This window comes from Stenotrophomonas sp. ISL-67, from assembly GCF_018612915.1.
In the GTDB taxonomy this organism is placed as follows: Bacteria; Pseudomonadota; Gammaproteobacteria; order Xanthomonadales; family Xanthomonadaceae; genus Stenotrophomonas.
The window spans coordinates 551101-576939 of record NZ_JAGGRL010000001.1; the positions used below are offsets into that span (position 1 = coordinate 551101).

Genomic DNA, 25839 nt, shown 5'->3' on the forward strand with positions numbered 1-25839 from the left:
TATCGGAGTGCCGGATGGCCAACGATGGGGTAAACGATCCAGTCAACACTGGACGTCGACGATTTCTTTCAGCAACCACCGCAGTGGTGGGAGCAGTCGGCGTCGGTTTCGCAGCAGTTCCGTTCATCAAGTCCTGGAATCCCAGTGCCCGCGCCAAACTGGCCGGTGCTCCCGTGCTTGCCGATATCAGCGCGCTGCAGGAAGGCCAGCGGCTGGTCATGGAGTGGCGTGGGCAGCCGATCTGGATCGTCAAGCGCTCCAAGGCCATCCTTGAAGCCCTGCACGGGCTGGACGGACGCCTGAAGGATCCCGAATCCAGCAACGCCGACCAGCAACCGGTCTACGTGCTCAAGCAGAACCCCGAATTCCGTTCGATCAAGGCTGAAGTCTCGGTCCTGGTCGGGCTGTGCACCCATCTGGGCTGTTCGCCAGAGATGGTGGCCGAGATCCGCCCCGAACCGTTTGATCCGGAGTGGAAGGGCGGATACTTCTGCCCCTGCCACAAATCCCGGTTCGACATGTCCGGCCGCGTCTTCGATGGCGTGCCGGCGCCGATCAACCTGCTGGTGCCGCCGCACCATTACCAGGACGACCGCACCATCATCATCGGCGTCGATCCGCAGGGGGCAGCCTGAGCATGGCCAACATCCTTTCCCGTACCGCCACTGGCGTCGCCGACTGGGTCAATGCGCGCGCGCCCGGGCTGATGCCGGTGTACCGCAAGCACGTCAGCGAGTACTACGCGCCGAAGAACTTCAACCTCTGGTACTACTTCGGTTCGCTGGCGCTGCTGATCCTGGTCAACCAGATCGTGACGGGCATTTTCCTCACGATGCACTACAAGACCAGCGCCCTCGAAGCGTTCAACTCCGTTGAATACATCATGCGTGATGTGGAGTGGGGCTGGCTGATCCGTTACATGCATTCCACCGGGGCCTCGCTGTTCTTCATCGTGGTCTACCTGCACATGTTCCGCGGCCTGATGTACGGCAGCTACCAGAAGCCACGCGAGCTGGTGTGGATCCTGGGCATGCTGATCTACCTGGTGCTGATGGCCGAAGCCTTCATGGGCTACGTGCTGCCGTGGGGCCAGATGTCGTTCTGGGGCGCGAAGGTGATCATCTCGCTGTTCGGCGCCATTCCGGTGATCGGCAACGGGCTGACCGAGTGGATCATGGGCGATTACCTGCCCAGCGATGCCACCCTCAACCGGTTCTTCGCCCTGCACGTGATCGCGCTGCCACTGGTGCTGCTGTTGCTGGTGGTGCTGCACCTGGGCGCGCTGCATGAAGTGGGCTCGAACAATCCCGACGGCGTGGAAATCAAGAAGGGGCCCAAGGGCAACCGCTGGTCGCCGACCGCGCCCACCGACGGCATTCCGTTCCACCCGTACTACACGCTCAAGGACGGGGTGGGCGCCGGCTTCCTGCTGATCATCGCCGCGTTCATCATCTTCTTCGCGCCGGGCTTCGGCGGCCTGTTCCTCGAGCACGACAACTTCACCGAGGCCAACCGCCTGGTCACGCCCGAGCACATCAAGCCGGTGTGGTACTACACGCCGTACTACGCCATGTTGCGCGTGGTACCCAACAAGCTGGGCGGCGTGATCGTGATGTTCTCGGCGATCGCCATCCTGTTCCTGGTGCCCTGGCTGGACAAGGCGCGGGTGAAGTCCTACCGCTATCGCGGCTGGCTGTCGCGCGCGCTGCTGGGCGTGTTCGCGGTGTGCTTCATCTGGCTGGGCGTGATCGGTTCCGGGCCAGGCACCGATGCGCATGAGACCTACGTCGGCCGCGTGCTGACCTTCCTGTACTTCGCCTTCTTCATCACCATGCCGCTATGGACCAAGCTGGACAGGACCTTGCCGGTACCGGACCGGGTGACCACGCATGACTGATCACTGGATTGCCCGGCTGGCCTGCGCGGCCGTCCTGCTGCTGGCCAGCACCGTGGCCGGAGCCGCCGAAGGCGGCAAGACCCTGCAGGCCGGCAACGACCTGGGCGACCGCGCCTCGCTGCAGCGCGGCGCCCAGCTCTACATGAACTACTGCTCGGGCTGCCATGCGCTCAAGTACCTGCGTTATTCGCGGATGGCGCAGGACCTGGGGCTGAGCGAAGAAGAGGTCATGAACAACCTCAACTTCACCGGCGTACCCATCGGCGAACCGGTGCCGGTGACGATGCCCAAGGCAGAGGCGGAAAAGTGGTTCGGCAAGATGCCGCCGGACCTCAGCCTGATCTCGCGGGTGCGTGGCAGCGACTGGGTCTACACCTATCTGAAGTCGTTCTACCTGGATACCAGCCGCCCGCTGGGCTGGAACAACGCGTTGTTCCCCAATGCTTCCATGCCCAATCCCTTGTGGGAAATGCAGGGGCTGCAGCATGCCGTACACGGCAAGCCGGAAGCGCCGGGCGCGGATGCGCCGGTGATCGGGCTCAAGCTGGCACAGCCTGGCAGCATGGACCCGGGGCAGTACGACCAGGCGGTGCGGGACATCACCAACTTCCTGGAATATGCCGGCGAACCGGCGGCGCTGAAGCGGCAGAAGCTGGGTGTGTGGGTGATCCTGTTCCTGGCGCTGCTCACCTTCCTGGCCTACCTGCTGAAGAAGGAGTACTGGAAGGACGTGCACTGATCGATACGGCCCACGCCGATTGACCTATTGGCTTTTGTGATGGGCAGTTGCACACTCGGGTACTGTGACGACTGTCGGCAATGGGCCGGCGGCGCCGATGCGACCGGCGGATACCGATCGCTGGAGAGCCTTTGATGGCGGCGAGCGTACGCATGCGGAACACCCTGACGCTGTTTTCCTCGAACGACGACGTGCTGTGCCATCGCGTGCGCCTGGTGCTTGCCGCCAAAGGCGTTACCTATGACTTCGTCCCCGTCGACCCGCAGAACCCGCCCGAGGACCTGATCGACCTCAATCCGTACCACTCGGTGCCCACGCTGGTGGAGCGCGAGCTGGTGCTGTACGCGGCCTCGGTGGTCAGTGAATACCTTGATGAGCGCTACCCGCACCCGCCGTTGATGCCGGTAGACCCGCTGTCGCGTGCGCGCATCCGGCTGGCGATGCTGCGCATCGAACACGACTGGGTGCCGCAGGTGCAGGCGATCCAGCTGGGCAACAAGACCCAGGCCGAGGCCGGGCGCAAGCGCTTGAAGGAGCTGTTGACCAGCGCCGTGCCGCTGTTCAAGGCCAGCAAGTTCTTCCTCAACCCCGAAATGAGCCTGGCCGATTGCGCCATGGCGCCGATCATCTGGCGCCTGCAGTCGCTGGACGTGCCGTTGCCCAAGGATGGCAAGTCCATCGAGGATTATGGCAACCGCATTTTCCGCCACCCGGGCTTCATCCGCAGCCTGACCGACCAGGAAAAAAAGCTGCGCGACCTGCCGGTCTGATCTGCGGTTCGCTGCATCGGCGCTTTACGCCGGGGGTCGTGCATGCTGACCGCTGCACGGGTGGGCGCGTACACTTGCGTCAGGCAACCAGAAACCAGAGCCGTCACCTTTTCGCGGCCCCCCACAATGACTGAAGACACTTTCCGCATGACCAGCCACCGCCCCTATCTGTTGCGGGCGCTGGTGGAATGGATCAACGACAACGACCTGACCCCGCACATCCTGGTCGACGCCGGCTTGCCCGGCGTGCAGGTGCCGCAGAGTGCGGTCAAGGACGGTCGCGTCGTCCTCAATATCGCCGAACGCGCAGTGGTGCGGCTGCACATCGACAACGACAGCGTGAGTTTCTCTGCGCGTTTCTCCGGAACCAGCTACCCGGTGCAGGTGCCGATCTCGGCCGTGCTGGCCGTGTACGCCCGCGAAACGGGGCAGGGCATGGCGTTGCCCGATGACATTCCCGGCCACGAGCCGAGCCCGGATGACACGTTGCCGCCCGACGACAGGCCGACGCCGGACGATACCCCGCCCAAGCCCAGCGGCCGCCCGCACCTGCGGGTCGTGAAATAAGCATCGCCGCCCTCGGGCGGCGATGTTTATTCCGGCAGGTGTCGACCGTTGGTCGGCACTCCATTTGCGTCAGACGTCCTCGGCGCCGCTGGTATCCACGCTGCGCCGGATCTCGCTTATCCGCGCAGCCGAGGGCCCGACGAAGGCCACCAGCTCGTCCCCACGCAGCACCATGCGGCCGGTATGGCGGTCGATGCCGTCGTAGGAGTATTCAAAGCGGTAGGTGCGTTCCCAGCCGAGCCAGCCATTTTCCTTGCGGCATACCCGGATGCCACTGGCATGCACGGCCTGGTCCAGCCATTGCACGTCGGCGGCGCGGCAGGCGTTGCGGCCCAGCTCGATGGCGCGCTCGGCGGCGGCGCGCGACGAATTCCAGAAGGCGTAGGCGAACGCGCCGGCAATCATCAACAAAATCAGGCTGGGCATCGGTGGCTCGGTGCGATGACGAAGGCAGGAACGTCCAAGATGGCGACGAACCGGCTGCGGATCAAGCCGGTGGGTCACCTGCGCGGCGGCCCTTCCTGTTTCCGGGGCGGCTGTTGCTGCGGGGGAGGCGATTGCGGCTGGGTCGGCCTCGGCGGGACAACGCGCGGGAAGGTGGGTTTCGGCGGGGGGGGCGTGGCCGGCACGCCAGGCTGGGCGGACGCCGGTGGCGGGCCGCTTGCCGGCGCGGGCGGTGGCGCGTAGCTGGACGTCGACCCCATCGGCGCGGTCGCCACGAGTTTCAGCAGGGCTGCCCAGTCCTGGCGGTTGAAGTTGCACTCGTCTTCGCGTCCGGGGGTGCAGCCCATGTCATAGGGATCGTTGGACGGGGCCGGAGGCAGCTGGATGCGGCCACTGCGATCCAGCGACAACTTGCGCATGGCCACGGTGTTCATGACGTTGCCGCCGATCAGGTACAGCGTGTGGTCGCCGCCCATGTTGGCCGCGATCACCACCTCGCAGTGCGATTTCCAGTTTGCCACCGTGCCGCTGTTGAGCTGTTGTACCAGGCCGGCGTAACTCAGCGATTCGCTCCGGCCGCGGAGATAGCACAACAGGTCGCCAGGCGCGGGCTTTTCCTGCGCGGGGTCGGTCATCCGGTATGGGCCGGTGTTCTGGTAAGCGGCGCGGATGTAGTCGATGTGACGCGGCGAGCGGGTGAAGCCGGGCACCCCGGCACGGCTCATCACCCAGGAGATGAAAGCGGCCGACCACGGGTTGTCGATCAGGAACGCCCGGCAGTCGCTGTCCGTGTAGCGCGTACCGAACGGCTCCATGCAGCTGGTTGCGCCAGGCTGGCTGCCCATCGGCCCCAAGGTGCCGCTGTCGCGCCAATAGCCGGCCACGCGTTGCCACGCGGGCATGCCATCGTCGGCCAGGTACTCACGCTCGGCCTCGCTGACGCCCAGGTTGGCCGCGCGTCCGTCGCCGTCGATGAAGGGGCGGTACCAGAGGCGGTGTTCGTTGCAGGCGGTGCGCACGATGCTCGCCGCCAGCGGGCTCAGGCCGTAGCGCGGCGGGATGTCGCAGACTTCAGCGGCAGCGGCGACGGGTGCGAACAGGAGCGCGAGTGGCGACAGGCAGGCAAGGAGCAGCAGCGGGCGCATATGCGCTCTCCGGGTGGGGGCTTCCGAAGCGTCGCAGAAGACGCCTGCCGTTCTCGTGAAACCCGGTAGCGCCGGCCGTTGGCCGGCCCGCAGCAATGTGTGTCACCTCGAAGGCCGGCCAACGGCCGGCGCTACCGCAGCGGCGGGTCGCCCAGCTTCAACGACAGGTCAATCGCCTGCACGTGCTTGGTCAGGCCGCCAATCGAGATGCAGTCCACGCCGTCCTCGGCAATCGCGCGCAGCCCCGCCAGATCCACGCTGCCCGACACCTCCAGCGGAATCCGCCCGGCGGCGATCCGTACCGCTTCGCGCCGGGTGGCAGCATCGAAATCGTCAATCAGGATACGATCACAGCCCACCGCCAGCGCTTCGCGCAGCTGCTCCAGGTCTTCAACTTCCACCACCAGCGGCAGCTGCGGCCACTGTCTGCGTGCGGCGTGCACCGCCGCCGTCAACGAACCGGCGGCGCGGATATGGTTTTCCTTGAGCATCACCGTGTCGTACAACCCCAGCCGGTGGTTGTCGCCACCGCCGCAGCGCACGGCGTACTTCTGCGCCGCGCGCAGGCCCGGCAGGGTCTTGCGGGTGTCCAGGATCCGCGTGCCGGTGCCGGCTACCGCCGCCACATGGCGCGCCGTGGTGGTGGCCGTGCCGGACAGCGTCTGCAGGAAATTCAGCGAGGTGCGCTCGGCGCTGACCAGGCTGCAGTTGCGCCCATGCAGGATCGCCAGCACGGTGCCGGCGCTCACGGCATCGCCTTCGGCCACCGTCCATTCGATCCGCACCTGCGGGTCCAGTGCCTGGTGGGTGGCGTCGAACCATGGCCGGCCGGCGATCACCGCGTCCTGCTTGCACAGCAGGTAGGCGCTGTCCGGGCGGTCCGGCAGCAGGGCGGCGGTGACATCACCCGGGCCGATGTCTTCGGCCAGGGCGCGGGCGACATCGGCCTGCACCTGGCTGGCGTCCGGGGGCGTCAGTACGGCGCGGCTCATTTTTCCGGGAAGTCGGCAATCTGGGCGGTGTCGATGGCTTCTTCCGGCAGCAGCACCGGAATGCCATCGTTGATGCGGAAAATCTGTTTGCGGTCGCGGGTCAGCAGCGCCTCGCGCTGGGGCTGGGTCTGCGCGCTGCCGTCGACATTGGTCACCGTGCCGGCGCCAATGGCCCGGTTGAGCGCGTCCAGGCCCTTGGGATCCAGCAGGGACAGGGGCTGGCCGGTGCGGGGTGCGCACAGGAGGTCGATGACTTTGCGATCCATGGATTCTTCGTCTTGCGTGGAAGGCGGCTAGAATACGTCTTTAAGGCAGGTGACGGCCAATGACCCCCAACCAATCCGCGCCGCTCGTCGGCATCGTCATGGGTTCCCGTTCCGACTGGGAGACCATGCAGCACGCAGCGCAGAAGCTCGACGCGCTCGGTGTTCCCTACGAAGTGAAAGTGGTTTCGGCGCACCGTACGCCGGACGTGCTGTTTACCTACGCCGAACAGGCCGGCCCGCGCGGCCTGCGCGCCATCATCGCCGGCGCCGGCGGGGCCGCGCACCTGCCGGGCATGATCGCCGCCAAGACCGCCGTACCGGTGCTGGGCGTGCCGGTGCAGTCCAAAGCGTTGAACGGCATGGATTCGCTGTTGTCGATCGTGCAGATGCCGGCCGGCATCCCGGTGGCCACCTTCGCCATCGGCAACGCCGGAGCCTCCAATGCCGCGCTGTTCGCCGCCGCCATGCTGGCCCCGGAACAGCCGGCCATCGGCCAGGCGCTGGATGGCTTCCGTTCCCGCCAGACCGAAGACGTCATGGCCCACGACGATCCTCGTCAATGACCACGTTGACCGTTGGCATCCTGGGCGGCGGCCAGCTGGCCCGCATGATGGTCCTGGCCGGTGCGCCGATGGGACTGCGCTTCGAGCTGTTCGATCCGGCCGCAGACGCCTGCGGCGGGCAGCTGGCACCGCTGCAGGTGGCCGCGTTCGAGGACGAGGCCGCGCTGGCCGCGTTCGCCGAACGGGTGGACGTGGTGACCTTTGATTTCGAGAACGTGCCGGCGCGCAGCGCGCAGTTCCTGAGCGATCGGGTACCGGTGTACCCCAACCCGGACGCCCTGGCCGTGGCGCAGGACCGCCTGAGCGAAAAGACCCTGTTCCGTGAGCTCGGCATTCCGTTGCCGGCGTTCGCCGATATCGGCAGCCGCGGTGCGCTTGCCGCCAGGGTGGCCGAGTTCGGCCTGCCGTGCATCCTCAAGACCCGCCGCTTCGGCTACGACGGCAAGGGCCAGTTCCGGCTCCGCAGCGCGGCCGACATCGACGCGGCATGGGACGCGCTGGGCGGCCAGGTGGCACGCACCGGCCTGATCCTGGAAGGCTTCGTCGCCTTTGAACGCGAAGTCAGCGTGGTCGCGGTGCGGGGCCAGGATGGCGAGTTCCGCGCCTGGCCGGTCACCGGCAACTGGCATGTGGACGGCGTGCTGTCGGCCAGCCTGGCCCCGGCGCAGCTGACGCCCGCGCAGCACGACGCCGCCATCGGTTACGCACAGACGCTGGCCGAGCGGCTGGACTATGTGGGGGTGTTCGCGCTGGAGCTGTTCTGCCGTGGCGAGGAGCTGCTGGCCAACGAGATGGCGCCGCGCGTGCACAACTCCGGCCACTGGACCATCGAGGGCAGCGAAACGTCGCAGTTCGAGAACCACCTGCGCGCCGTGGTGGGGCTGCCGCTGGGCGACACCCGCATGCTGGGCCATGCCTGCATGCTCAACTGGCTCGGTGAGATGCCCGATGCGGATGCCGTGCTGGCGCAGCCCGGCGGCCATTGGCACGACTACGGCAAGCAGCCGCGCGAGGGTCGCAAGGTGGGGCATGCCACGCTGCGCGAGGATCAGGCAGGGGCGTTGGCTGCTGCATTGGAAGCGGTAGGGCAGCAGTTGGGTCGTACCGAACAGGTGGGCCCTGCGGTAGCGGCGTTGCGCCGGTAGGTACCGCAAGGAACGGCATCGCCGTTCCCAACGTCGCTTGCGACGGCCCGAAGGGGGCCCGCCGCTGGTGGGCATACCGTTGGTCGGTACGCGCTTCAATCGCGCAATTGCGAGGCCACGAACTCCCAGTTGACGAGCTTCCAGAACGCCTCCAGGTACCGGTCGCGCTCGTTCTGGTAATCGGTGTAATACGCGTGTTCCCACACATCGCAGGCCAGCAGCGGGGTGCTCTGGCCGGTCAGCGGGGTGCCGGCGTTGCGGGTGGCCTGGATCGCCAGCGCGCCGTTCGGGTGCTGCACCAGCCAGACCCAGCCAGCGCCGAACACGCCCAGCGCGACCCGGTCGAATTCCTCGCGCAGTCGCCTGGCGTCGCCGAAATGCCGGCTGATCAGTTCGCCCAGCCGGCCCTGCGGATCGCCACCGCCGCGCGGCTGCAGGCACTGCCAATAGAAGGCGTGGTTCCAGGCCTGGGCGGCCGCGTCGAACAAGCTGCCCTGGCTCTGTCGCACGATCTCCTCCAGCGGCAGCTCGGCCAGCTCGGTGCCCTCGATGCGTGTGTTCACCGCGTCCACGTAGCCACGGTGATGCTGGCCGTGATGCAGGTCCAGGGTGGTGGCCGACAGATGCGGCTGCAGGGCGGTGCGGTCGTAGGGCAGGCGGGGCAATTCGAGGGGCATGGGTTGCTGCAGGCTGGAGACGGGGCGCCGGAGGCAGGGCCAGTAGGATTACAATGACCGTCTGGGAAGTCTATCCGACCGGTGAGGTCGGGTGTCCCGTGACGCAGGGAGAGTCGTGGTGGCGGTAATGCAAGAGATCCAGGCCGAAGTGGACAAGTACCCCCTCGTGTTGTTCATGAAGGGCACCCCGCAGTACCCCATGTGCGGCTTCTCCAGCCGCGCGGTGCAGGCCCTGATGGCCGCCGGCGCCGTGTCGCTGCGCACCGTCAACGTGCTGGAACTGCCCGAGGTCCGGGCCAACCTGGCGCGCTTCTCCAATCTGCCGACCTTCCCGCAGCTGTTCATCAACGGCGAACTGATCGGCGGCTGCGACATCGTGCTGGAGCTGTTCGAATCCGGCGAACTCAAGCGGATCGTAGAAGAGGCCTCGCAGCCGTGAGCGCCGTCCCGTCCGTTGCGGTCGGGACCGGGTCGCTGGCCGACCGCGTCATTCTCATTGCCGGTGCCGGTGGTGGCTTCGGCAGTGCCGCCGCCATTGCCTGCGCCGCCGCCGGCGCCACCGTGGTCCTGCTGGGGCGCAAGCCGCGCCGGCTGGACCGGGTCTACACGGCGGTCGAAGCGGTCGGCCCCGAGCCGCTGCTGTACCCGCTGGACCTGGAAGGGGCCACCCCGGACGACTACGCCACCTTGGCCGAGCGGCTGCAGTCCGAGCTGGGCCGGCTCGATGGCGTGCTGTATTGCGCGGCCGACTTTGCCGGGCTGACCCCGTTCGAACACGCCGATCCGGCCGCGTTCGCGCGGGCGGTGCACGTCAACCTGACCGCCCCGGCCTGGCTGGCCCAGGCCTGCCTGCCGCTGCTGCGCCAGCGCGACGATGCCGCGCTGGTGTTCACCGTGGACGATCCGGCGCGGGTAGGGCGGGCCTACTGGGGCGGCTACGGCGCTGCCCAGCATGGCCTGCGCGGCCTGATTACCGCGCTGCACGACGAGCTGGCCAACGGCCCGGTCCGGGTCAGTGGCCTGCAGCCCGGCCCGATGCGCACCGCGCTGCGGGCCCGTGCCTACTCGATCGACGAGGACGGCAGTGCCCGTGAGCCGGGCGCCTGCGCCGCGGCAGCCGTCGAGCTGCTCTCGGCCCAGGGCATCGCCCATCGGGGCAGGGTGCTGGACTTGGCGTAACCGGCCGGCCGCCGCCGCCGCTTACCCTGCGGGCAGTCTGTTTGGCCCTCACGGTCGCCCGACCTCCTGAACGCCTGCGAACCCCCCGCAGTGAGCCCTGTTCAGCCAAATGTGAAGAGGGCGTCACGAACGCGTTGTGATGGCGTGTGTTTTGTCGCCAAACGGTCATATACCGGGCTTATCGTGTTAATCTAGTGTTAACCGTTGCGGCTGAAACCAGCCTGCGGCAAGGGAACCCAGATAAAAGTCCGGACGGCCGCTGAACGGCTGCTTGGACGCGCTTTTTTTTCCGCCATCGCCAATCTCGCATCGAGGCTACTCCCAATGATCGACCCACGCTGTCTCCGGATGTCCAAGCTCACCCTTGGTCTCGTGGCCGCACTTGCAGCCGCCCCCGCCTTCGCCCAGAGCACCTCTGCCGGTGTCGGCGGCCAGGTCATGTCCGCCGCTGGCCAGCCCGTTGCTGGCGCCGAAGTCACCATCACGCACACCGAGTCGGGCACGGTCAGCCGCGCCATCACCGATGCTGCGGGTCGTTACAACGCGCGCGGCCTGCGCGTGGGTGGTCCGTACACCATCACCATCAACAAGCCCGGTGAAGGCACCAAGACCGAAGAGGGCGTGTACCTGGGCGTGAACCAGACCGGCACCATCAATGCCGCCCTGACCGGCGACGTCGCGGCGACCAACCTGGAAGCCGTGCAGGTCGTGGCCGTGGCCGGCGGCTCGGAAGTGTTCAGCTCCACCAAGATGGGCTCGGGCACCAACATCAGCCAGCAGCAGATCGAGATGGCCCCGTCGATCGGCGGCAACATCCAGGACCTGATGCGCCTTGATCCGCGCGTGACCTTCATCGACCGCGCATCGGGCTCGATCTCGGCCGGTGGCCAGAACCCGCGCTTCAACTCGATCAGCATCGACGGCGTTTCCGCCAGCGATACCTTCGGTCTGGAAGGCAACAACATGCCGACCCGCCGCCAGCCGGTCGCGATGGAAGCCATCGAAGCGCTGGACATCAACCTGTCCAACTACGACGTCAGCATCGCTGCCGCCGCCGGTGCCACCGTCAACGCGGTGACCAAGTCCGGTACCAACGAATTCCACGGCTCGGTCTACGGCACCTACCGTGACGGCGACTGGTTCGGCGACAACCCGGAAGGCCAGCCGTTCAACGGCTTCACCAAGGAAGAAACCTACGGCATGACCGTCGGTGGCCCGATCGTGAAGGACAAGCTGTTCTTCTTCGCCAACTACGAAAAGTTCAAGCAGGCCGCGCCGGGCGCCGACCTGAGCGGCACCGCGCTGGGCAAGGCCAACCCGCAGTTCACCCTGGCCGACGTGACCCGTGCGCAGGATATCGCCCAGGGCTATGGCATCAACGCCGGCGGCCTGGAAAGCAACGGCGACACCGAGATGGAAGAGTACGCGCTGAAGCTGGACTGGAACATCAGCGACAACCACCGTGCCAACATCCGTTACAGCAAGATCGACCAGAGCAAGCTGCGCATCAACGGCATGACCACCAGCTCGGCCTCGCTGAGCTCGTACTGGTACCAGCATGACAAGACCAACGAGAGCTACGTCGCCCAGCTGTTCAGCGACTGGACCTCGAACTTCTCGACCGAGTTGAAGGCCTCGTACCGCGAGTACTCGGCGATCCGCAACGTGTCCACCGACGCGCCGAGCATCCGCATCTTCTTCGACGGTTCCGAGGCTTCGCCGTCCGGCGACTCGTTGTACCTCGGCACCGAAGTCAACTCGCAGAACAACATCCTGGAGACCAAGGCGTGGAACTACTACGCCGCCGGCACCTGGACCCTGGGTGACCACGACGTCAAGTTCGGTGCGTCGTACGACACCAACGACATCTACAACTACTTTGGCGCCAACTCGTGGGGCGCCTACACCTTCTACGGCCTGGACAACTTCGCTGCCGGCCGCTGGAGCAGCTACAACTACAACCCGGAGCGCACCCCGGGCTCGATTCCGGCTGACTACAAGTTCAGCAACCTGGCCCTGTTCGTGCAGGACACCTGGTATGTCAACAACAACCTGACCCTGACCCTGGGCGTGCGTGCCGACCGTGCCGACACCTCGCCGGCGCCGGCCTACAACGCTACGGCGTCGCAGTTCTTCGGCTTGGACAACAGCGAAGTGCTGAGCAACAAGTTCCTGATCCAGCCGCGCGCTGGCTTCAACTACACCTTCGACACCGACCGCCAGACCCAGCTGCGCGGCGGCGTGGGCCTGTTCCAGGGGGATGCCCCGCAGGTGTGGCTGAGCAACAGCTACTCGGCGACCGGCTTCAACAACTCGGTGTACACCTACAACGCCTACAACCCGGCGCTGCAGTTCAGCCCGAACAAGGACACCCAGCCGGTCCCCACCGCTCCGGGCTCGAACCGGCAGAACGTGAACTTCGTCGGCAGTGACTTCAACATGCCGTCGGTGTACAAGGCCAACCTGGCCTTCGATCACGAAACCCCGTGGTACGGCATCGTGGCCTCGGCTGAGCTGCTGGTCACCAAGGTCAAGGACGCCCTGTACTACAAGAACCTGAACCTGGGTCCGGTGCAGTACCAGGGTCCGGACGGCCGTGACATGTATTACTCCCTCGGCAGCACCGGCACGGCCTGGGCCACCGGCAATGCCCGCGCTGGGCGCAACACTGCCTACGACAGCGTGTACGAAATCGCCAACACCGACAAGGGCCGCACTTCGCAGTTCACCGTGTCGTTGGCCAAGCCGTGGGATGCCGCCAGCGACTGGTCGTGGAACCTGGGCTACACCTACACCGATGCCACCGAAGTCGGCACGCTGACCAGCTCCACCGCCAGCTCGGGCTGGGGCTACCAGTACGCCTTCAACGCCAACGACAACATCGAGAACACCTCGCGCTACCAGATCCGCGACCGCCTGTCGGGTGCGCTGAACTGGAAGCACAAGTTCTTCGGTGATTACGAAACCCGCGTCGGCCTGGTCTACGAAGGTCGCAGCGGCCGTCCGTACAGCTACGTCTACGTGAACGACGCAAACGGCGACAGCCGCAGCGCGAACGACCTGTTCTACGTACCGTCGGGTCCGGGTGACGTGCTGTTCGGCAGCCTGGTGGGCAGCACCTTTACCCCGGATGCGGCGATGGAAGCGTCGTTCAACGAGTGGCTGGCCAACAACCCGCAGCTGGCCAAGTACGCCGGCAGCTACGCTCCGGCCAACCAGTTCCGTACCGGCTGGATCAACACCTTCGACCTGCGCATCAGCCAGGAACTGCCGGGCTTCATGAAGGGTCACAAGTCGGAGATCTGGCTGGACGTCCAGAACATCGGCAACATGATCAACAAGGACTGGGGCAACATCTACGACTACGGCTTCTTCGCCGATGCGCGCGTGGCCACCCTGCAGGGCATCCACGACGGCAAGTACGTGTACAACTTCCGCGGCGCGGACGAGCCGGCGGTGGCCAACAATGACGCAGACGGCTTCGACGTCGGTGTCTCGCAGTGGTCGGTACAGCTGGGCTTCCGCTACCAGTTCTGATGAACTGAGGTAGTGGCAAGGTAAACGGAACGGCCGGGGAAACCCGGCCGTTCTGCTGTGTGCGAAAGGGTGGCGGCAGGCGAGGGTGCTTGTCTGTTCCTTCGCAAGGGCGTATGCTCAACCGGTTGCGCGAAAAACGCGCACGTACGGCAGCTCCCGAGGCGTCGCCGGGCTCGAAACACATCCAGCGGTCGGGTTTCCCGGCCGTTTTGCTTTTTAAGGGGGCAGCGGTACAGTCGGCAACCTTGAGGAAGCGAAAAGAATGGAAATGACGATCACCGAAAAACCGGCGCGGACGCTGCCGGTGCAGGACGCGCGGATCTACCCGCGCGGTGGGCTGGATGTGCTGTCGCGCGCTGAAGTGGCGCGCCTGCGCGATGCATCCGGCGGCGGCATGCATGAGCTGCTGCGCCGTTGCGCGCTGGCCGTGCTGACCAGTGGCAGTGCCTCCGACGATCCGCGCGCGGCGCGCGATCTGTACCCGGATTTCGACATCCAGGTCGCCCAGCAGGATCGCGGCGTCCGCATCGACCTGGTCAATGCGCCGGCAATGGCGTTCGTGGATGGCGAGATCATCCGTGGCGTGGCCGAGCTGTTGTTCGCGGTCGTGCGTGACCTTGCCTACATGGCCATCGAAATGGGCCCGGCCTACGCGGCCGAGCTGGAATCTTCCGAGGGCATCACCAACGCGGTGTTCGGGCTGCTGCGCAATGCGCGCATCCTCAACCCGGGCGACCCGAACCTGGTGGTGTGCTGGGGTGGCCATTCGATCGGCCGCGATGAGTACCTGTACACCAAGCAGGTGGGTTACGAGCTGGGCCTGCGCGGCCTGGACATCTGCACCGGCTGCGGCCCGGGCGCGATGAAGGGGCCGATGAAGGGCGCCACCATCGCCCATGCCAAGCAGCGCAAGCACACCACGCGCTACATCGGCCTGACCGAGCCGGGCATCATCGCCGCCGAGTCGCCGAACCCGATCGTGAACCACCTGGTGATCATGCCGGACATCGAGAAGCGCCTCGAAGCGTTCGTGCGCATCGGTCACGGCATCATCGTGTTCGCTGGCGGCGTCGGCACCGCCGAAGAGATCCTGTACCTGCTTGGCATCCTGCTGCGCGACGAAAACAAGGACCTGCCGTTCCCGCTGATCCTGACCGGCCCGACCGTGGCCGCGCCGTACTTCGAGCAGATCGACCGCTTCATCCGCCTGACCCTGGGCGATGCCGCGGCCGAGCGCTACCAGATCATCATCGGCGACCCGGTCGCGGTGGCCCGGCAGATGTCCGCCGGGATCAAGCGCGTGCGCGAGCACCGCCTGGTGCAGAAGGATTCGTTCTTCTTCAACTGGTCCATCGAGATTCCGTGGGAATACCAGCAGCCGTTCGTGCCGACCCATGAAGCCATGGCCGCGCTGGACCTGCACCACGGGCGCCCGCCGCATGCACTGGCGGCGGACCTGCGCCGCGCGTTCTCCGGCATCGTCGCCGGCAACGTGAAGGAAGACGGCATGCGCCGGATCGAGCAGTTCGGTCCGTTCGAGATCCACGGCGACGCCGGCATGATGCAGGCGTTGGATGAACTCCTGCGCGCGTTCGTCGAGCAGCGCCGGATGAAGATCTCGGGCGAATACCAGCCCTGCTACAAAGTGTTGGCCTGAGCAGGCCGGGTGGCCGGGTGGGGAGCCCGTGCCACCTCGTCGCGCTGTACGGGTGTCAACGGTTTGACGCCCGTCGCCTTCGGACGACCGTTCGTCCTGCTGTCGCTTGCCGCTGAGCGGCCGGGCGTCCATTGTTGGTGTCATCACGCTGGGGAGCGTTCCATGCATTCGCGTCCGTCCAAAGGCTTCACCCTGATCGAGCTGATGGTCACCATCTCGGTGGTCGCCATCCTGGCAGCCATCGCCTTCCCGAGCTTCCAGTCGGTGGTTCGCTCCAACCGGGCTGCGGCCGCCCATAACGAGTTGATCGGCATGGTCAACCTGGCGCGCAGTGATGCCATCCGCAACAACCAGGGTGGCGTGGTCTGCGGCAGCAGCGATGGCGCCACCTGCGACGGACAGTGGGGTACCGGCATGATGGCCTTCAGCGACACCGACGGCGACGGCGTGTTCACTGCCGGCGAAACCGTGCTGCGTTACTCCGCCGTCAACCGCGCCATGGCCGTGACCGGGCCGGCCGCACCCATCGCCTTCGATGCCCGCGGCCGCCGGCGCGCAGGTGCCGATCAGGCGGTGACATTGCGCCCAACCACGTGCGGCAGCCAACCATTGCTCAGCACGTTGACCATCAACGCCTCCGGACAGGTCACCACCGTCAAGGGAGCATGCCCGTGATCCGTACACCTTATCGCCCACGCGGTCGCCAGCGCGGTTTCAGCCTGCTGGAAGTGATGATCGCCATCGTGGTGCTGGGCTTTGGCCTGCTTGGCTTCGCCCTGCTGCAGACCATGAGCGTGCGTTACGTGCAGAGTGCGAACTACCGCACCCAGGCGACCAACCTGGCGTACGACCTCACCGAACAGATGCGCAGCAACCGCTTCCAGTCGGCGTGGTATGCCAACGCCAGTTTTACGTCTGGAAGCACGACCGCCGCCGGTGTATGTGCTCGTCAGACCGGTACCGTGACCCTGGCGCAGAACATCACGCGCTGGCAGTGCCAGGTGGTCAAGGCGCTGGGTGACAACGCCTCGGCGGTGGTCACCGTCAACAACGGCATCGCCAACATCTCGATCAGCTGGGCGGATGAGCGCTGGAGCCGGACCGCGCCGGATGCTGCCACCACCTTTGTCATCCAGACCCAGCTATGAAAGGGCCGCTCATGTTCCGTAACCGCCAGGTGGGTCTGTCCCTGATCGAGTTGATGATTTCCCTGGTGATCGGCCTGATCCTGATGCTGGGCGTTACCCAGATTTTCGCCGCATCGCGCGCGGCGTCGCGCCTGTCCGAGGGCGTTGCCCGCGCCCAGGAGAACGGGCGTTTTGCACTGGAATTCATCGAACGCGACATCCGCATGGCCGGTCACACCGGTTGCGTGAACGACCAGGCCCATTTCATCAAGGGCACCGCGGCGTTGCGTAACAACTTCACCGCGACGACGGGGAGTGGCAACCCGCTCGACTTCAGCGTGGCCATCCAGGGCTACGAAGCGGCCAACACCGGCCCTGGCAATACCTTGTCGGTGGGGGAGGGCACCATTCCCGACGGACTGCCTGCCTCGATCAGCGGCCTGTCCCCCGCGCCGGTGCCGGGCAGCGACATCCTGGTCCTGCGCTTCTTCGCCCCGGAAGGCATTCCCGTGACTGCCATCAATGGCCAGGACCTCACGGTTGATCCGCTCCGTTGGGCGCGGCTGACCGAAGGCGGCGTGGCTACCCCGACGTTGTTCGGCATCTCAAACTGCGACACGGCGGACTTCTTCGCCGGTACCACCGCCTCCGGCACCGTTACCGGTACCACGGTCGATTTCAGCAGCTATGCGCCGCAACCGGCCCCCACCATGGTCTACCGTGCTGAATCCATGGTCTATTACATCGGCGACGGTACCAATGGGCCTGGCCTGCGCCGCGCGCGCGCTGACTCGGCGGGGACCTATTCGATCAACGAGGAGCTGGTGGAGGGGATCGAAACCCTCCAGCTCATCTACGGTCTTGATACCACTGCGACGATCACCGCGGAGACGCCCCCGGTTGGCAACATCACCGTGCAGGACATCGCCTCGGGTGTCTCCACTGCGGCCGATGCCACCGGTGCTGCGGAATGGCGCCGCGTTGGCCTGGTGCAGGTCGGCCTGGTGGCGCGTAGCGCGAGTCCGATCGGCGGCGGCGGGAGTTCCAAGCCCACCGACGCGGCCGCCACGCTGGGCGTCCTTGGCATGACCTACGACCAGGATGCCGTCACCGATGGGCGCTACCGCGCGGCCTATGAAGTGAGCGTTGCCCTGCGCAATCGCCTGTTCGGGAACTGACCATGACTCGCCCCTCTTTCCGTCGTCGTCCCTCCGCTCCCGGCCAGCAACGAGGCGCGGTCCTCTATGTGGCGCTGATCATGCTCGTGCTGCTTGCGCTGATTGGCGTGGCCGGCATGCAGGTGGCCGGCATGCAGGAAAAAATGGCCTCCAACTATCGCGCGGCCAGTCGCTCCTTCCAGAATACGGAAGGCGTGATCCGCAACACCGAGCGTGCTGCCGAGGCGATCATCGATCGTACGGCGCTTCCGGACGGCAGCCTGGTGTCCAGCGACAGCATCAGCCAGAACTGCGAGGACGGGTTCGACCCCGTCGCATGGGGGCGCACCCAGTCTTCGTCGGCGGTGCCCGCCGTCAACGTACGGCGGATCGACAAGTGCGGGGGCCCGGGTGGCAACGCGCTGGACGAGGGCCAGCCCAACGATGACGACTCGGCGTCGTTCCAGATTACCGCGTACTCCGCTGACGACCCGGCAAACCCGACGTCGTCATCGGTGATCGACACCATTTTCAAGCTCTGAGGACGCGGCCATGGCTACGCGCAGATTCAAGTGGATGGCCGCCGGTTCGACGGTGGCAGCAATCGGGTTGGCCGTGGTCGGCTACAACCTCATCGCCGCGCAGGGGCAGGGGACGCTGGCACAGGAGCCTCTTGCAACGAGGGCCGGCGCCACTCCGTCATTCATCATGGCGGTGGATGACTCCGGCTCGATGAACTTCCAGACCCAGTTCCCGGGCCGGGACGGCGAAGGCTGCTGGAACACCAGTCGTCAAAGCTTCTTCGACGCCAACGGGCAGCTGAATACCTCCGGCAGCTGCGATTACTTCTTCGTGGTGCCGGGGCCGCGCATCAACAATTATTACGGCGTCCCGCCGATCAACTCACTCGGGTTCGCCCGTTCGGCTGCGTACAACCCCAGCTATTACGACCCGACCGTGCTCTACGGGCCGTGGGCGAAGGCCGCCAAAGATGAGTTTTACCCTGAAAGCGTGCCCACTGCCGCGCTGATCAACCCGCAGCCCAATGGCGGCACGACGACCGTCAACCTGGTTGAAAACTATTTCAGCACCGCGGGCAACGACAGCTTCCGCATGCAGACCGGCATGGTCATCCCGGCAGGCACGCTGTACCGCTACAACAATACGAACTACCGGCCCGACACCGATTACACCTGGCCTTCCGGTCGAGGCGCGGCCAACATCGCCATCGAGTATGTGCCGGCAACCTTTTACGTTCCCTGGACCTCGGATACCGACCCTCGCCCGCAGCTGGTCGGAGGCGCGGTCGACGCTTACGCCAACGCCACCCGGGTCCGGGTGGACAACGCCTGCGGCACCGGTTGCTCCCTGTGGAAGTACACGCTGGCGGGTGACACTGCTGCGTCGCGCAACTTTGCCAACTGGTACACCTACTACGGCAATCGCAACCGCGCGATGATCGCCGGCATGACGCGGTCGTTGACGGGTGTCACCGAGCTGAACGTGGGTTACTTCCGCATCAATCAGCACGCGAGCTTTGACAGCGGAACCAACGCGAACAAGCGGCTGACCATGCGCTCGGTAGGCAATGACGATGAGCGCGCCGCACTTTACGCCGACATGCTTGCCTTGACCGCAAATGGCGGCACGCCAAACCGTCAGGCCGTCAACGCCGCCGCCCTTCAGTTCACGCGTACGGACGACGGTGCGCCCATCACCGCGTCGTGCCAGAAGAATGCGGTGATGCTGTTCACCGATGGTTTCAGCAATGGTGGGGGTCCGACGGTCGGCAACAACGACCAGAACATGGGCACCCCCTTCAGCGACGGCAACTCCGATACGATGGCCGACATCGTCAGCCGCTTCTATGTGAACAATGGTGCGCAGCCGCCGCTGCGGCCGGATCTGCCGGCTGGCAAGGTGCCGGTGCCGGAGGCCTGCGGCAACGGCGACCTGAGCCTCGACTGCCAGACCAACCTGCACCTGAATTTCTACGGTGTCACGCTGGGTGCACGTGGCGATCTGTTCAATCCAGACCTGGATCAGAATCCGTATACCAACGCGGCCATCTACGGAAACTGGCCGCCACGCCAGGATGACGAGCGCAGCACGGTCGATGATATCTGGCACGCGGCGGTGAACACCCGCGGTGAATACATCAATGCCCGCACCCCGGTGGAAATCACCAACGCCATGTCGCGCGTGCTGCAGGCCGTGGGCTCCGACGGCTCACCTTCCAGTGGCTCGGGCGCCAGCGGTGCCCGCATCGGTGTCGGCTCGATCACGGCGGGCTCGGAATACAAGATCGAGAAGGAGGGCACCGATTGGTCCAGTACCCTGAACGCCAAGCGGCTGTCGCTCGACCCGACGACCCGCGCGCTGGTGGAGACCGACTTCTGGGAGGCGAGCGCCAACCTGCAGTCAGCGGCAACCCGCCGCATCTTCTTCACCCGTGACGGTACGACACGCGAGTTCACCTCTGGCAACGTAAGCCTCACCGATCTGTGCACCAAGAACGGCCAGAATGGCGGCATGCTGGTGTGCGAGGACAAGCTGGGCATGGCAACCGATGCCACCGCGGTCTCCTATCTGCGCGGCGACGTCTCACTTGAAAAGCGCAACGCGGGCCCCTTCCGCGACCGCACCACACGCCTCGGTGACATCGTCACCTCGACCCCGGTCATCACCTCGCCTATCGATGATTTCGGCTATCGCCGTCTGGGCGGCACGCTGGCGACGACGTACGCCACCTATCTGACCAACAAGGCGACCAACGGTCAGTACATGGTGTACGCCGGTGCCAACGACGGCATGCTGCATGCCTTCAACGGCGGCATGGATGCCGCAGGTGGCGTCGTGTCGGGTGGTGGAACCGAGGCCTTTGCCTACATCCCCAGCACTGCGCTGGGTCACATGGGGAACCTGTTGATTCCTTACGACCCGACCTCGAAAGTCGGGCAGGTCTTCTCGCACCGTTATTACGTAGACGGCCAGATCGCGGTTGCCGATTCCTATTACGACAGCGGCTGGCACACCACCCTGGTTGGTGCGTCTGGTGCAGGGGGCCGCAGTGTGTTCGGCCTTGACGTGACCACCGGTTCCACCTTCGATACCGCCAGCAAGCTGTGGGAAATCAGTGACCTGGATACAAATCTGCCTGCCGATGTGCGCGACAACATCGGGTTCGTACTGGGCAAGCCGGTCATCGTCCCGGTACTGGAAGGCGGCAACGCCGTCTGGAAGGCCATCTTTGGCAACGGTTTCAACAGTGCCAGCGGCAAGGCCGTGCTGTTCGTGGTGGATATCGCGACGGGCTCGGCGCGGATGATCGAGGCGGTGGAAAGCGGTAGCGGCGTGCCTGCGGGCAGCAATGGCCTGGCCAGTATCGTGGTGATCGACCGCTGGGGCGGTACCAACCAGGATCAGCGTACCCGTGACGGTTACTCCGACACGGTCTATGGCACCGACCAGAAGGGTGCGCTGTGGAAGTTCGACCTGCGCGCCACCGGCAACCTGACCACGCCGCTGTTCACCACGCTGCCGGCCACCACCAATGGCGTGCTGGCGCGGCAGCCGATCACTGGCGGCATCACCGCTGGCACCGGCAGCAACGGCGGTGTGATGCTGTACTTCGGCACGGGCAGCTATTCGTTCACGGACGACCCCTATGACAACTCACTGCAGAGCCTGTATGCCGTCAACGACCTGATCAATGGTCCGATCACCACGGCGCTTGCCCGGTCCAATCTCTCGGGTAGCACGGCCAACATCGTCGGCTCGCTGCGGACGCTGACGGCAGGTACGCCGCCGGCGGATTCCCGCGGTTGGTATATCGACCTGGACTTCCGGGAGCGCTTCGTCGGCAATCCCTCGCTATCCAACGGCATCGTGTACATGCCAACCTACATCCCGCGTGATGTGACCGATAACAGTAGTTCGTGTGCGGTTCCCGGCGACAACTGGCTGTTCGGCCTGCAGCCGTTGACGGGCGCCGGCGCGCTGGGTCGTGCTTCGTTGGGTTCTCCCACGGGTACGCCGTTCGAGACATCCACCGCCGGCTTCAAGAGCACCTCCCAGGGTGGAGCGCCGATCACCAACGCCAATGCATTCGGGTTGCCGCGGCAGTCGCCGCCCGCGCTGGGCACGGATCCGGGCGGTGGTCCGTCCGCGCCACCAACTGTGCCAGGCAGCGTCTGTGTCAGTGGCATCAAGTTCGGATCCGATACGCTGTACATTCCTTACCCGTGCGGTCGCCAATCGTGGAGACAGATCCAGTGATCACCCTTTATTCCCGAACCGGGCGCCCGCGCAAGGTCATGGGTTTCACCCTCATCGAGCTGATGATCACCGTCGCGGTCGTCGCCATCATTTCCGCCATCGCGTACCCGTCGTATACCAACCAGGTGCGCAAGTCCAAGCGGGCGGCGGCGAAGGCGGAGCTGGTGGAGTACGCGCAGCGGGCCGAACGGCAGCACACGCTCAACAACAGCTACGCCGGTTTCAGCTTCGTGGAGAACAACAGCACCACCATCGCTTCGCCGCGCGACGGCAGCAGGGAGATGTACCAGGTCACCATTGTCCCCGCCGCCAACACCTTCACCATCACGGCCGTCCCCCAGGGCGACCAGGCCAAGGACCCGTGCGGGACGCTCAGCGTCAACCAGGCGGGAGTGAAAACCCCGGCAAACACCGGTGCGCTGGAATGCTGGTAAGCCTGTGCGGAGCTTGCAAGGCGGCGAATGAGCGTCTAGAATTCGCGTCCCCGCCCGAATAGCTCAGCCGGTTAGAGCACTTGACTGTTAATCAGGGGGTCGTTGGTTCGAGTCCAACTTCGGGCGCCAGTATCTGCAGAAGTCGCGAGCGATCGCGGCTTTTGTCGTTTCCAGGGCGTGGCTACAGGGTCGATCGGGCGTTACCGGTGGCACTCCGCCTGCTCCCGTTGGCGCGTTGATCGGGTTCGCCCGACATTGTTCACCACCACCTGGCCGTGGCGCAGCCCACCGGCGCAGATGACCAACGTCAACGGGCTGCCGCCGCTGCTACCGTTGCGCTGGAAGCGCAGGCGCTGCCGCCCTTGGCTGGTGGCCGCATGCAGGAGCAGGTCGTCATAGCCCGTGCGGAACTGCAGGACGTCCTCCGGTGCGAGCACGTCCGCATTCGCCCCGCGGTCCCGGAAGATCAACCAGCCCCGGCTCCAGTCACCGCCGCAGCGCTCTCCGTCCTGACTGGGGCATACCGCTACAGGCTCGTGCCGTGTAATCGCCGTGCTGCGCGCGCTGTTGAACACCGACACCAGCTGCATGCGCAGCATGTCGGCACGCAGACGGCTCAGCGTGGTGCTGAACGAGGGCAGCGCGAGCAGGCAGAGCAGGGCGACGATGGCCAGCGCCACGCACAGCTCCAGCAGGGTCATGCCGCGCGGGCGGCGGGCGCGGCGTCGAAGGGGTGACATGCAGGTGGCCGGGTAGGATGAACCTCTACCCTGGACCCTGCACGTACCCCGGCCCATCAGCGATCCACGCCTGCGCGGGTAGGTCTGCCCCTCAGCCGGCCGTCACCCAAGCCCCCGCTATAATGGAAGGCCCGGTCTATGGCGGCACCATGAGCGATCGCTTCGAACTTGTATCTCCGTATTCCCCGGCGGGCGACCAGCCGGCGGCGATCGAGAAGCTGACAGCCAACTTCGAGGCCGGCGTCGCCAAGCAGACCCTGCTGGGCGTGACCGGCTCGGGCAAGACCTACACCATTGCCAACGTCATCCAGCAGGTGCAGAAACCGACGCTGGTGATGGCGCCGAACAAGACCCTGGCCGCGCAGCTGTATGGCGAGTTCAAGGCGTTCTTCCCGCACAACGCGGTGGAGTACTTCGTCAGCTACTACGACTACTACCAGCCCGAAGCCTACGTGCCGTCGTCGGACACCTTCATCGAGAAGGACAGTTCGATCAACGAGCACATCGAGCAGATGCGGCTGGCGGCGACCAAGACCCTGCTGTCGCGCCCGGATGCGATCGTGGTGGCCACCGTGTCGGCGATCTATGGCCTGGGCGCGCCGGAAGACTACCTGTCGCTGCGCCTGATCCTGTCCACCGGTGAGCGCATCGACCAGCGCGATCTGATCAACCATCTCACCCAGCTGCAGTACACCCGCAACGAGTACGAGCTGCACCGCGGCACGTTCCGCGTGCGCGGCGAGGTGATCGACATCTTTCCGGCTGAGTCGGACAGCGAAGCAGTACGTATCGAGCTGTTCGATGGCGAAGTGGAGCAGATCAGCATGTTCGATCCGCTTACCGGCGAAAGCCTGCGCCGCCTGCAGCGCTACACCGTGTACCCCAAGACCCACTACGCCACCACGCGCGAGCGGGTGCTGTCGGCGGTGGATACGATCAAGGCCGAACTCAAGGTACGGCTGGAACAATTGTACGAACAGAACAAGCTGGTGGAAGCTCAGCGCCTGGCGCAGCGCACCCAGTTCGACCTGGAAATGATGGCCGAGGTCGGCTTCTGCAACGGCATCGAAAACTACTCGCGGCATCTCACCGGCAAGGCCGCCGGCGAGCCGCCGCCGACCCTGTTCGACTACCTGCCGCCGGACGCGCTGCTGGTGATCGACGAATCGCACGTGACCATTCCGCAGATCGGCGCGATGTACAAGGGTGACCGCTCGCGCAAGGAAACCCTGGTCGAGTTCGGCTTCCGGCTGCCTTCGGCGCTGGACAACCGCCCGCTGCGTTTCGAGGAATGGGAAGCGCGCTGCCCGCGCAGCATCTACGTGTCCGCCACCCCGGGGCCGTATGAGCTGCGCGAAGCGGCCGATGAAATCACCGAGCTGGTGGTGCGCCCGACCGGCCTGATCGACCCGGTGGTGGAGATCCGTCCGGTGGGTACGCAGGTCGACGACCTGATGAGCGAGGTCAATGAGCGCATCACGCTGGGCGACCGCGTGCTGGTCACCACGTTGACCAAGCGCATGGCCGAAAACCTCACCGAGTACCTCACCGAACACGGCATCCGCGTGCGCTACCTGCATTCGGATATCGACACCGTCGAACGCGTTGAGATCATCCGTGACCTGCGCCTGGGCAAGTTCGACGTGCTGGTCGGCATCAACCTGCTGCGCGAAGGCCTGGACATGCCCGAAGTGTCGCTGGTGGCGATCCTGGACGCGGACAAGGAAGGCTTCCTGCGTTCGACCGGCTCGCTGATCCAGACCATCGGCCGCGCCGCACGCAACCTGCGTGGCAAGGCGATCCTGTATGCGGACAAGATCACCCGCTCGATGCAGGCGGCGATCGACGAAACCGACCGCCGCCGCGCCAAGCAGGTGGAATACAACGAAGCGCACGGCATCGTGCCCAAGTCGGTGCTGCGCCCGATCGTGGACGTGCTGGAAGGCGCGCGTTCGGAAGCGGCCGAAAAGGAAGCGCGTGGCAAGGGCAAGGGCCGCGGCGGCCGCGTCGCCGAGGAGGCGGTGGATTACCGCACGCTGGAACCGGCACAGATCGCCAAGCGATTGCAGGCGCTGGAACAGCAGATGTACCAGCACGCCCGTGACCTGGAGTTCGAAGATGCCGCGCGCGTGCGCGACCAGATCCGCCGGTTGAAGGAGGCCAGCCTGGGCTGAACAACGCGTTGTGAAATACCTTCACAAAAGTGTTGCTCTTCACACCCGACGTCCGTAATATACGCGGCCTGCCCCGACGCAATTGCAGCGGGGCAGCGCGAAAAACGGGCGGTTAGCTCAGCGGTAGAGCACTACCTTGACATGGTAGGGGTCACAGGTTCGAACCCTGTACCGCCCACCACTCCGGTCCCAGCGACTGCGGTGGAACAACAGAAAAGCCGGCCATCAGGTCGGCTTTTTTGCGTTGTGGGTTCCGCGCCAGCGGCGCTTTCCGACAGCACGCTCCGCGCACGCCCGATGGCGATGCCGCCGCCGCAGGCCAAGCATGCAGGTTCCCGCGCGTGGTGGCCT

Annotated in this window: 24 protein-coding genes and 2 tRNA genes; 20 read left to right on the forward strand and 6 right to left on the reverse strand. The window is 65.5% G+C overall.

Going from position 1 to position 25839, the window contains the following annotated elements:
* Positions 1-14 precede the first annotated feature (14 nt).
* From petA to J7J08_RS02650, 5 genes are all read left to right on the forward strand, one after another.
* Entirely contained in the window at positions 15-635 is a 621-nt protein-coding gene (gene petA, locus J7J08_RS02630) for a ubiquinol-cytochrome c reductase iron-sulfur subunit (RefSeq protein WP_214901231.1), read from the forward strand.
* Between the two features lie 2 nt (positions 636-637).
* Entirely contained in the window at positions 638-1897 is a 1260-nt protein-coding gene (locus J7J08_RS02635; RefSeq protein WP_214901233.1) for a cytochrome bc complex cytochrome b subunit, read from the forward strand.
* A complete protein-coding gene (locus J7J08_RS02640) occupies positions 1890-2636 on the forward strand; it encodes a cytochrome c1 (protein WP_214901235.1) in 747 nt (248 codons plus the stop codon). The genes J7J08_RS02635 and J7J08_RS02640 overlap by 8 nt, the downstream gene beginning before the upstream one ends.
* A gap of 134 nt (positions 2637-2770) precedes the next feature.
* Complete coding sequence (locus J7J08_RS02645; protein WP_068850679.1) at positions 2771-3406, forward strand: glutathione S-transferase N-terminal domain-containing protein; 636 nt, start codon at positions 2771-2773, stop codon at positions 3404-3406.
* 126 nt (positions 3407-3532) lie between these two features.
* Positions 3533-3973 carry a ClpXP protease specificity-enhancing factor gene (locus J7J08_RS02650; RefSeq protein ID WP_214901237.1) on the forward strand — a complete coding sequence of 147 codons (441 nt, stop codon included), beginning with the start codon at positions 3533-3535 and terminating at the stop codon, positions 3971-3973.
* Between the two features lie 69 nt (positions 3974-4042).
* On the opposite strand, the gene J7J08_RS02655 is transcribed toward J7J08_RS02650, so the two are convergent.
* The 4 genes from J7J08_RS02655 to J7J08_RS02670 all read right to left on the reverse strand — a co-directional run bounded on the left by J7J08_RS02655 (position 4043) and on the right by J7J08_RS02670 (position 6820).
* Positions 4043-4399 carry a DUF3301 domain-containing protein gene (locus tag J7J08_RS02655; RefSeq protein WP_214901239.1) on the reverse strand — a complete coding sequence of 119 codons (357 nt, stop codon included), beginning with the start codon at positions 4397-4399 and terminating at the stop codon, positions 4043-4045.
* A gap of 74 nt (positions 4400-4473) precedes the next feature.
* Positions 4474-5562 carry a DUF2272 domain-containing protein gene (locus J7J08_RS02660; protein ID WP_214901240.1) on the reverse strand — a complete coding sequence of 363 codons (1089 nt, stop codon included), beginning with the start codon at positions 5560-5562 and terminating at the stop codon, positions 4474-4476.
* 131 nt (positions 5563-5693) lie between these two features.
* Entirely contained in the window at positions 5694-6554 is an 861-nt protein-coding gene (gene nadC, locus J7J08_RS02665; protein ID WP_214901241.1) for a carboxylating nicotinate-nucleotide diphosphorylase, read from the reverse strand.
* Entirely contained in the window at positions 6551-6820 is a 270-nt protein-coding gene (locus J7J08_RS02670) for a Trm112 family protein (RefSeq protein WP_214901242.1), read from the reverse strand. The genes nadC and J7J08_RS02670 overlap by 4 nt, the downstream gene beginning before the upstream one ends.
* Positions 6821-6879: 59 nt before the next feature.
* On the opposite strand from J7J08_RS02670, the gene purE reads away from it, so the two are divergent.
* Positions 6880-7383 (forward strand): 5-(carboxyamino)imidazole ribonucleotide mutase, encoded by a 504-nt coding sequence (gene purE, locus J7J08_RS02675; protein WP_093534030.1) that lies wholly within the window; start codon positions 6880-6882, stop codon positions 7381-7383.
* The gene (locus J7J08_RS02680) at positions 7380-8528 is read left to right on the forward strand and encodes a 5-(carboxyamino)imidazole ribonucleotide synthase (RefSeq protein WP_214901243.1); all 1149 of its coding nucleotides are present in this window, start codon (positions 7380-7382) and stop codon (positions 8526-8528) included. The genes purE and J7J08_RS02680 overlap by 4 nt, the downstream gene beginning before the upstream one ends.
* A 95-nt stretch (positions 8529-8623) precedes the next feature.
* Here J7J08_RS02680 and J7J08_RS02685 read toward each other — a convergent pair whose 3' ends face one another.
* Positions 8624-9205 carry a Fe-Mn family superoxide dismutase gene (locus J7J08_RS02685; protein ID WP_214901244.1) on the reverse strand — a complete coding sequence of 194 codons (582 nt, stop codon included), beginning with the start codon at positions 9203-9205 and terminating at the stop codon, positions 8624-8626.
* Between the two features lie 118 nt (positions 9206-9323).
* Between J7J08_RS02685 and grxD the strand changes: the two genes are divergently transcribed.
* The 11 genes from grxD to J7J08_RS02740 all read left to right on the forward strand — a co-directional run bounded on the left by grxD (position 9324) and on the right by J7J08_RS02740 (position 22703).
* Positions 9324-9644, forward strand: coding sequence for a Grx4 family monothiol glutaredoxin (gene grxD, locus J7J08_RS02690; RefSeq protein ID WP_214901246.1), 321 nt, complete (start codon positions 9324-9326; stop codon positions 9642-9644).
* Positions 9641-10384, forward strand: a complete 744-nt coding sequence (locus J7J08_RS02695; protein ID WP_214901249.1) for an SDR family NAD(P)-dependent oxidoreductase — start codon at positions 9641-9643, stop codon at positions 10382-10384. The genes grxD and J7J08_RS02695 overlap by 4 nt, the downstream gene beginning before the upstream one ends.
* Before the next feature lie 348 nt (positions 10385-10732).
* A complete protein-coding gene (locus tag J7J08_RS02700; RefSeq protein ID WP_214901250.1) occupies positions 10733-13921 on the forward strand; it encodes a carboxypeptidase regulatory-like domain-containing protein in 3189 nt (1062 codons plus the stop codon).
* A 268-nt stretch (positions 13922-14189) separates the two neighbouring features.
* Positions 14190-15578, forward strand: a complete 1389-nt coding sequence (gene ppnN / locus J7J08_RS02705) for a nucleotide 5'-monophosphate nucleosidase PpnN (RefSeq protein ID WP_214901608.1) — start codon at positions 14190-14192, stop codon at positions 15576-15578.
* A 162-nt stretch (positions 15579-15740) separates the two neighbouring features.
* Positions 15741-16253, forward strand: coding sequence for a GspH/FimT family pseudopilin (locus J7J08_RS02710; protein WP_214901252.1), 513 nt, complete (start codon positions 15741-15743; stop codon positions 16251-16253).
* Positions 16250-16726 carry a type IV pilus modification protein PilV gene (pilV, locus tag J7J08_RS02715; protein WP_343237689.1) on the forward strand — a complete coding sequence of 159 codons (477 nt, stop codon included), beginning with the start codon at positions 16250-16252 and terminating at the stop codon, positions 16724-16726. The genes J7J08_RS02710 and pilV overlap by 4 nt, the downstream gene beginning before the upstream one ends.
* A gap of 11 nt (positions 16727-16737) precedes the next feature.
* A complete protein-coding gene (locus J7J08_RS02720) occupies positions 16738-17883 on the forward strand; it encodes a PilW family protein (RefSeq protein WP_214901257.1) in 1146 nt (381 codons plus the stop codon).
* A 2-nt stretch (positions 17884-17885) separates the two neighbouring features.
* Positions 17886-18404: a PilX N-terminal domain-containing pilus assembly protein gene (locus J7J08_RS02725; RefSeq protein WP_214901259.1), complete on the forward strand. Its 519-nt coding sequence runs from the start codon at positions 17886-17888 to the stop codon at positions 18402-18404.
* Positions 18405-18414: 10 nt separating this feature from the next.
* Positions 18415-22140, forward strand: a complete 3726-nt coding sequence (locus J7J08_RS02730) for a PilC/PilY family type IV pilus protein (RefSeq protein ID WP_214901261.1) — start codon at positions 18415-18417, stop codon at positions 22138-22140.
* Positions 22141-22178: 38 nt separating this feature from the next.
* Positions 22179-22574 (forward strand): type IV pilin protein, encoded by a 396-nt coding sequence (locus tag J7J08_RS02735; protein WP_214901610.1) that lies wholly within the window; start codon positions 22179-22181, stop codon positions 22572-22574.
* A gap of 52 nt (positions 22575-22626) precedes the next feature.
* A tRNA-Asn gene (locus J7J08_RS02740) sits at positions 22627-22703 on the forward strand.
* 71 nt (positions 22704-22774) lie between these two features.
* On the opposite strand, the gene J7J08_RS02745 is transcribed toward J7J08_RS02740, so the two are convergent.
* Positions 22775-23314: a GspH/FimT family pseudopilin gene (locus tag J7J08_RS02745; protein ID WP_214901612.1), complete on the reverse strand. Its 540-nt coding sequence runs from the start codon at positions 23312-23314 to the stop codon at positions 22775-22777.
* A gap of 149 nt (positions 23315-23463) precedes the next feature.
* Here J7J08_RS02745 and uvrB point away from each other — a divergent pair, with 149 nt between their 5' ends.
* The gene (gene uvrB, locus J7J08_RS02750) at positions 23464-25488 is read left to right on the forward strand and encodes an excinuclease ABC subunit UvrB (RefSeq protein WP_214901263.1); all 2025 of its coding nucleotides are present in this window, start codon (positions 23464-23466) and stop codon (positions 25486-25488) included.
* Between the two features lie 106 nt (positions 25489-25594).
* Positions 25595-25669 (forward strand) — tRNA-Val (locus J7J08_RS02755).
* The last annotated feature ends 170 nt before the right edge of the window (positions 25670-25839 follow it).